The sequence below is a fragment of the Bifidobacterium jacchi genome, assembly GCF_009078285.1.
Taxonomy (GTDB): domain Bacteria; phylum Actinomycetota; class Actinomycetes; order Actinomycetales; family Bifidobacteriaceae; genus Bifidobacterium; species Bifidobacterium jacchi.
This window is the reverse complement of record NZ_RQSP01000070.1, coordinates 1-6,794: the sequence shown is the minus strand read 5'-3', so window position 1 is coordinate 6,794 and position 6,794 is coordinate 1. Positions and strand designations below refer to the sequence as shown.

The 6,794-nt window shown below is 62.2% G+C and carries 4 protein-coding genes; 1 reads left to right on the top strand and 3 read right to left on the bottom strand.

The features are described 5' to 3' along the window. Positions 1-597: 597 nt before the first annotated feature. Both leuD and leuC read right to left on the bottom strand, forming a co-directional pair. The gene (gene leuD, locus EHS19_RS10200; protein WP_151917654.1) at positions 598-1,290 is read right to left on the bottom strand and encodes a 3-isopropylmalate dehydratase small subunit; all 693 of its coding nucleotides are present in this window, start codon (positions 1,288-1,290) and stop codon (positions 598-600) included. 84 nt (positions 1,291-1,374) lie between these two features. After that, positions 1,375-2,778 carry a 3-isopropylmalate dehydratase large subunit gene (gene leuC, locus EHS19_RS10195; protein WP_151917653.1) on the bottom strand — a complete coding sequence of 468 codons (1,404 nt, stop codon included), beginning with the start codon at positions 2,776-2,778 and terminating at the stop codon, positions 1,375-1,377. A 337-nt stretch (positions 2,779-3,115) separates the two neighbouring features. Between leuC and EHS19_RS10190 the strand changes: the two genes are divergently transcribed. Next, the gene (locus tag EHS19_RS10190; RefSeq protein ID WP_151917655.1) at positions 3,116-3,856 is read left to right on the top strand and encodes an IclR family transcriptional regulator; all 741 of its coding nucleotides are present in this window, start codon (positions 3,116-3,118) and stop codon (positions 3,854-3,856) included. Positions 3,857-4,081: 225 nt separating this feature from the next. On the opposite strand, the gene EHS19_RS10185 is transcribed toward EHS19_RS10190, so the two are convergent. Continuing rightward, positions 4,082-5,794, bottom strand: a complete 1,713-nt coding sequence (locus EHS19_RS10185; protein ID WP_151917652.1) for a metallophosphoesterase — start codon at positions 5,792-5,794, stop codon at positions 4,082-4,084. Positions 5,795-6,794: the final 1,000 nt, after the last annotated feature.

The window sequence follows — 6,794 nt, the reverse complement described above, 5'->3', positions numbered from 1 at the left end:
CCATGCCCTCTACCTCAAGCCAAAACCAAAGTGCGCAAAAAATCGGGCCTTATCACTTGGTTGGAAAATAATGACGTTTTCCAGTCTCGTCCCCATGTAATGCATAACGGAAAGCTCTAGGAGATTATTAACGACGGGAGATTATCAGGCCAAAGTTGCATTCACATTCGAATAGCTCGAACAAATAAATGAATGACCTTCTGACGCAGGACGCAAAGGACATGATGCGCATGCTCTTGATGCGTATGCATCGCGCATACGATGAACACCAAACCGGCACATTCGCGCATGCAAGCAACCAGCCCGCCGCGCGAGCTACTTCGGTCAGTCGGACACAGACAATCGTCCCTAACTGCGCGTGATTACGAAAGCCCCGCGCAGTTAGGGACGAAACAGAGCCTTGAATCGTCCCTAACTGCGCGGACACATCGTAATCACGCGCAGTTAGGGACGATTGGCCGCGTTGATCAGCCAACACTCCGGCCAGCAATCATTGACTCGCCTTACGGCGAGACCCAACACACCCTCGCTCAGCTCCCGCCTCGCTCAGGCCGTCGTTACGGACAGTCCACCGGACCGTCCGCTTAACGGCTCAGCTCAGATAATGCCTCGATCAGCCAACGGGCCTGCCCATTCACGCTCCTGCGGCTCGCGGGCGGATTGGATGGGCTCTTCGGGCCAATGCTTGGCGGGGATGGTCTTGGGCTTGAACGGGAACTTTTCGGCGCGCATCTTCTCGTAGGCGGCGATGTCGTCCTCGTGCTGCAGCGTCAGATCGATGTCATCGTAGCCGTTCATCAGACGCCAGCGGGTGTAGTCGTTCACCTCGAACGGCAGCGTCACGTCGCCACAGGTCACCGTGCGATCCTCCAGCGACACGGTCATCGAGCGACCGGGCTCCTCCTCAAGCAGCTTCCACAACAATTCGACCGACTCAGCCGGCATAATCGCCGCCAGCACGCCGTTCTTTGCCGTATTGCCGTAGAAGATGTCGGCGAAGCTCGGCGCGATCACCACACGGAAACCATAATCATGCAGCGCCCACACCGCATGCTCGCGCGACGAGCCGATGCCGAATTCGGGACCGGCCACCAGAATCTGCCCCTTGCCCGCGTATTCGGGCTTGTTGAGCACAAAGTTCGGATCGCGACGCCATGCGTAGAACAGCGCATCCTCGAAGCCGGTCTTGGTGACGCGCTTGAGGAACACGGCCGGAATGATCTGATCAGTATCGACGTTGGAACGACGCAGCGGCACGCCGACGCCGGTGATGGTAGTGAGTTTTTCCATGATTTTCCTTTCGGGGTCTCTCCCCCACCCGGCGATGCCGGGAGTCCTCTCCGCAGAGGGGACCGTTACGCAATAGTCGATGAATCAGAGGTCGGCGGGGCTGGAGATCGTACCGCGAATCGCTGTCGCCGCGGCCACGGCCGGCGATGCCAGATGCGTGCGCGAACCCTTGCCCTGACGACCTTCGAAGTTGCGGTTCGACGTCGAGATCGAGCGCTCGTTCGGCACCAGCTTGTCCGGGTTCATGCCAAGGCACATCGAGCAGCCGGCATTGCGCCATTCCGCGCCGAAGTCCTCGAACACCTTGTCAAGGCCTTCGCGCTCGGCCTCCAATCGCACGCGCGACGAGGCGGGCACCACCAGCACACGATGGATCGAATCCGCCTTGTGATGTCCCTTCATGATCGCGGCGGCCTGACGCAGGTCGTCGATGCGGCCGTTCGTGCACGAGCCGATGAACACGGTGTCCACGGCGATGTCCTTGATCGGCATGCCGGGCTTCAATCCCATGTACTTGATCGCGCGCTCAGCGGCGGAACGGGTGGTCGCATCCGCGATCTCGCTCGGCACCGGCACGTTCGCGGTGATCGGCAGACCCTGACCTGGGTTGGTGCCCCAGGTCACATAGGGCCCAAGCTTGGTGGCGTCAATGTCCACCACCTTGTCGAACACGGCGTCGTCGTCAGTGCGCAGCGTCTTCCAATACGCCACGGCCTTGTCCCACATCTCGCCTTCGGGCGCGTGCGGACGGCCCTTCAGATATTCGAACGTGGTCTCATCGGGGGCGATCATGCCGGCGCGGGCACCGGCCTCGATGGACATGTTGCACACGGTCATGCGCTCGTCCATCGTCAGGTCGCGGATCGCCTCGCCACGGTATTCGATCACGTAGCCCTGGCCGCCGCCGGTGCCGATCTTCGCGATGATGGCCAGGATGATGTCCTTGGCGGTGGCGTCTGCCGGCAGCTTTCCGTTGACGTTGATGGCCATGGTCTTGAACGGCTTCAGGCTCAAGGTCTGCGTGGCCATCACATGCTCGACCTCGGACGTGCCGATGCCGAACGCCAACGCACCGAACGCGCCATGGGTGGAGGTGTGCGAATCGCCGCACACGATGGTCATGCCCGGCTGGGTCAGACCCAGAATCGGGGCGAAGGCGTGCACGATGCCCTGATCGGCATCACCCAGCGGATGCAGACGCACGCCGAACTCCTTGCAGTTCTTCTCCAGCGTGCTCAACTGCAGGGCGCTCGTCTTGTCGGGATTCGGCCGGTCGATGTCCACGGTCGGCGTGTTGTGATCCTCGGTTGCGATGAGCTGATCGACGTGGCGCGGCTTGCGACCCGCCAGGCGCAGGCCTTCGAACGCCTGCGGGCTGGTGACCTCATGCATGAGCATGAGGTCGATGTACAGCAGGTCGGGCGCTCCGTCGCTGCCCTTGCGCACCAGATGATCGGCCCAGACCTTCTCGGCCAATGTCATTCCCATACGGGACCTCCTACATGATGTTCGCGAGATTCCATGCTCGCGTCGCTTCCGTGGTATCAGCCTATGGCGCTCTTCCCGCAGGCGCTCTCCGGGGCCGATATTTGAGATGCATCAGCAACGCCCTTCACCAAATAATCAAGACCCATTACAAAATCATCACGTTTTCGTTACCAAATTTTTACCCAATATCACGCAACCCGCTTCACATGTTTTTTGCATTTCACTATGTGAGATGGCATAATCAAGTCCCATGACCTCAACGAACGAACTTCGCGACAACGCGGCGAGCCAGACCGACGACGGCGACGCCGACGAACCACAGAACATTGACGCAGCCATGCCCGAGGACGACGGGGAAATCCACTCCGGCGTCGGCGTGCTCGACAAGACCGTCAAGATTCTCGACGCGCTCGAATCCGGTCCCGCCACGCTCGGCCAGCTGGTCGCGGCCACGTCGTTGGCCCGCCCGACCGCGCACCGCCTCGCCATCGCACTGGAACGGCATCGCTTTGTGCTGCGCGACCAGCATGGACGGTTCGTGCTCGGCTCCCGCTTCGCCGAACTGGCGGCAGCCGCAGGCGAGGACCGGCTGCTGACCGCCGCGGGCCCGATTCTTCAGACGCTGCTTGACCGCACCGGCGAATCGGCGCAGATCTACCGTCGTCAGGGCGATCAGCGCGTGTGCATCGCCGCGGTCGAGCGCGCGTCCGGTCTGCGCGATTCGATTCCGGTCGGCGCGATGCTGTCGATGGAAGCCGGCTCCGCCGCGCAGATTCTGCTCGCATGGGAGGATTCCGAACGCCTGCATCAGGGACTTCGCCACGCCAAGTTCAGCGCGGCGAAGCTTGCCGCGGTCCGCAAGCGAGGCTGGTCCGAATCGGTCAATGAACGCGAGGAGGGCGTCTGCTCGATCTCCGCGCCGATCCGCAACGCCTCCGGTCAGGTCATCGCCGCGATCTCCATCTCCGGCCCGTCCGGCCGCATGGGCAACGCCCCCGGCCGACGCTACGCGCCGCTGGTGATGGCTGCCGGCAAGTATCTGACCGACGCGCTGATCAAGGCGTCCACCAGTCGCTGATCGTACTGCACGCGGCGGCGTAGCTGCGCAATCGCTCAACTACACGACTACGTAACTGCACGACTACGCAGCTATTCACCCACAAGCGGTGCCGACCGATCCGATCATCGGCACCGCGGCAGCGGTCCTGCATAAGCCAACCGGCACAAGCCGACCAGCACAAGCCGATCAGCATCCATCGATCATCAGCCAATCGATCATCGATCATCAGCTGTCGGCCATCAGCTACCGTCGCCGGAACAGCTGCCGCAGCGTACGCCATATGCTCGGACGGCGCAGCAGATCCATCCCCTCGCTATCCGGCCGCATGTCCGCGATATCGTAGGCGTAGGCCTTGCGCGAACTCGGCTTGCCCACCAAATCACCGAATTGCAGCAGCTGCGTGCGCGGCTCATACGGATGGCGGATGTCGAATTCAAACAGACGCGCCGCCCGCTGCTCGGGAGCCGGACCATACGAGCCGAAACCGCACGTCGGCGTGGCGACCAGCATCATCCCGCCCAACGTGCCGACGAAACCGTTGCGATGATCGTGCGCGGCAACGACGCCGAAGCAATCGCCCGACTGCTGCAGCACGCCCCACTCGCCGCTGTCGTGGTCAGGACAGCTGATGCCCTCGCCCAGATAGCTGCCCGGCTGCGTTCGCGACTCGTCCAGCACATAATGCCGACCCGTGAACGTGCGATACCCCTCTATCGCACGATCCGCGGTCGCGGGCACCTGGCGGAGCAGCCCGTAGAACTGCGGAAGCGGCATATGCTGGAACACCAGCGATCGCGGCGCCGCATGCGCCTTGGCGGCCGCCCGCGACACGCCGGCTGCGCCGGCCACACTGACCGCGCTGGTCGCACTGACCGCTCCAGCCGCATCGGCGACAACATCAGACGTTCCAGCCATGCCAGCCATATCGCGAGCCGCACCGACCACTGAAGCGCCGTCGGAATTGGCATCCGCGATCGCCCCCATGACTCGACGCACAAAATCAAGGTCACGTATCGACGGCGAGCCGTATCCGCCATCGCGCGCATAGTCGCCGGAATCAAGCAGCACCAGACCCATCACCGTACGATCGTCGTCGGCATCCAGCACCGGCATCGCGAACGTGCCCGGCGAGCAGGGGTACACCGGCTGATCGGGAAGCCCGGATCGCGGTGCCGCCAACACGGGCGCGATGATACCGAGGGCGGCGGGATTCGCATCGGCGGCGGCAACGGCGGCAGCGGCGGCAACCGGCTCTGCTGCGGGCTGCGGCGGCGGATTGACGCAGCCGCCGAATTCACGATAGATCGCGTCAAGCTCGGCGTTGTCCAATCCGCACTGGAAATCATGATTACCGTAGGTCACCACCCACGGCACGCCGCGTTCGATCAGCGGCTTGACGAAACGCGCGATGCTCGCCGTCACCAATCGTCGGGTGCGCTCCAACTCGATCTCGCGGCGACGCCCGGCAAGTCGGTCCAGACGATTCTGCGCATGCTCCCAGCGACGCTTGCGGAACGTGCCCGCGTAGGCGGTGTCGTATCCGGCGATCTGATTGCCGGTGAATACGACCAGATCGGGGCGCGACGCATCCAGTGCCGCTTCGATCAGCCGAATCGTGTCCTTTGCGACGTTCGGTCCGTCCTGGATATCGGCGAGCTGGAGCACGCGGAATTTGCCGGATCGGTGGAATCGCAACCGTCCGAGACGCGACGATATGGAAAGCGGCTTGACGCTGTGCCGCGTGGTGTCGTGATCAGTGGTGCGCGCGGCGGTGTGCGAAGTCGCGCGCGCAGCAGTGTGCGAGGTCGCGGATGCTGCGGATGCTGTGGCGGATGCTGATTCGCCGGCGGCGACGGATGCAGCGGCCGTGGAGGTGTCACGAGGATCGCCGCCCGGCGCAGACGGCTGCGACTGCGTTCGGCTTCGACCGGTGCGGTGCTGTGATTCATGCGTCATGCACTCCAGCGTAGTCCATGACACTCCGTGACGGGATGTGACATGGTGCGGCGGTGGGCGCGGCGCGGCTTCTGTACACGGTACGGTAGGTGCGGCGCGGTAAGCGCGGCGCGGTAAGCGCGGCGCGGTAAGCGCGGCGCGGTAGGTGCGGCAGACTAAAGGGCTTTTGTAGACATATGACTGGGAATCATCTCGGGAAACACCTCGGACAATGCGGACAATGCGCAATTGAGGTGCAATTGAGGTGCGCAACTGGGACGCAACGCGAAAACAGTGCCCAATCACGTTCCGTCCCACAAAACATCCACAAACGTGTGGGACGCAACGCATTTCAGAGTCAATTCCGCATTCCGTCCCACGGCTTGCCCACCGCCACAGCGAACGTTCAGACAGCATTCAGGCAAAAACGTTGGAAAACAGCGGATCACGAACGCCAGAGCAAACACCGGACCCGTTCGGGACCGCACACGAGTGGGACGCAACGCAAAAACAACGGCCAATCGCATTCCGTCCCACAAAACAGTGGGACGCAACGCATTTCAGGGCCAATTCCGCATTCCGTCCCACCAGCCAGTGGGATGGAACGCAATAACCGGCAGATTCCACATTCCATCCCACAAACCAGTGGGACACAATGCATTTCAGGGCCAATTCCGCATTCCGTCCCACCAGTCAGTGGGACGCAACGCAATAATCGACGATTTCGTCGTCGCGTGACAGACCGAATTGTCACGCGACGCAGTTTTGCCCGTTTTTCGCGCCACGTGACAGACGGGTCCGGACTAGCCCTGCGCAGCCAAGTACAGAATCATTGGAATTCCGCCATTTCACAACAATGCGGCATAGCGGAAGAGCAACATGCCCCGCCACGGCTTGTCACGCGACGTGCTTTTCGGCGTTTTCGCTGCCGCGTGACAGGCACTCTCGAACGCTCTCGAACTAGTCGCGAACTTCATATCCTACGTAAGAAATACGTTGAGAATTCACTACCCCCCCCCCC

What these genes read in the sequence shown, in the direction of transcription:
- leuD (WP_151917654.1), bottom strand. Translation starts at nt 1,290, where the DNA reads ATGGAAAAACTCACTACCATCACCGGCGTCGGCGTGCCGCTGCGTCGT.
- leuC (WP_151917653.1), bottom strand. Translation starts at nt 2,778, where the DNA reads ATGGGAATGACATTGGCCGAGAAGGTCTGGGCCGATCATCTGGTGCGC.
- EHS19_RS10190 (WP_151917655.1), top strand. Translation starts at nt 3,116, where the DNA reads ATGCCCGAGGACGACGGGGAAATCCACTCCGGCGTCGGCGTGCTCGAC.
- EHS19_RS10185 (WP_151917652.1), bottom strand. Translation starts at nt 5,794, where the DNA reads ATGACGCATGAATCACAGCACCGCACCGGTCGAAGCCGAACGCAGTCG.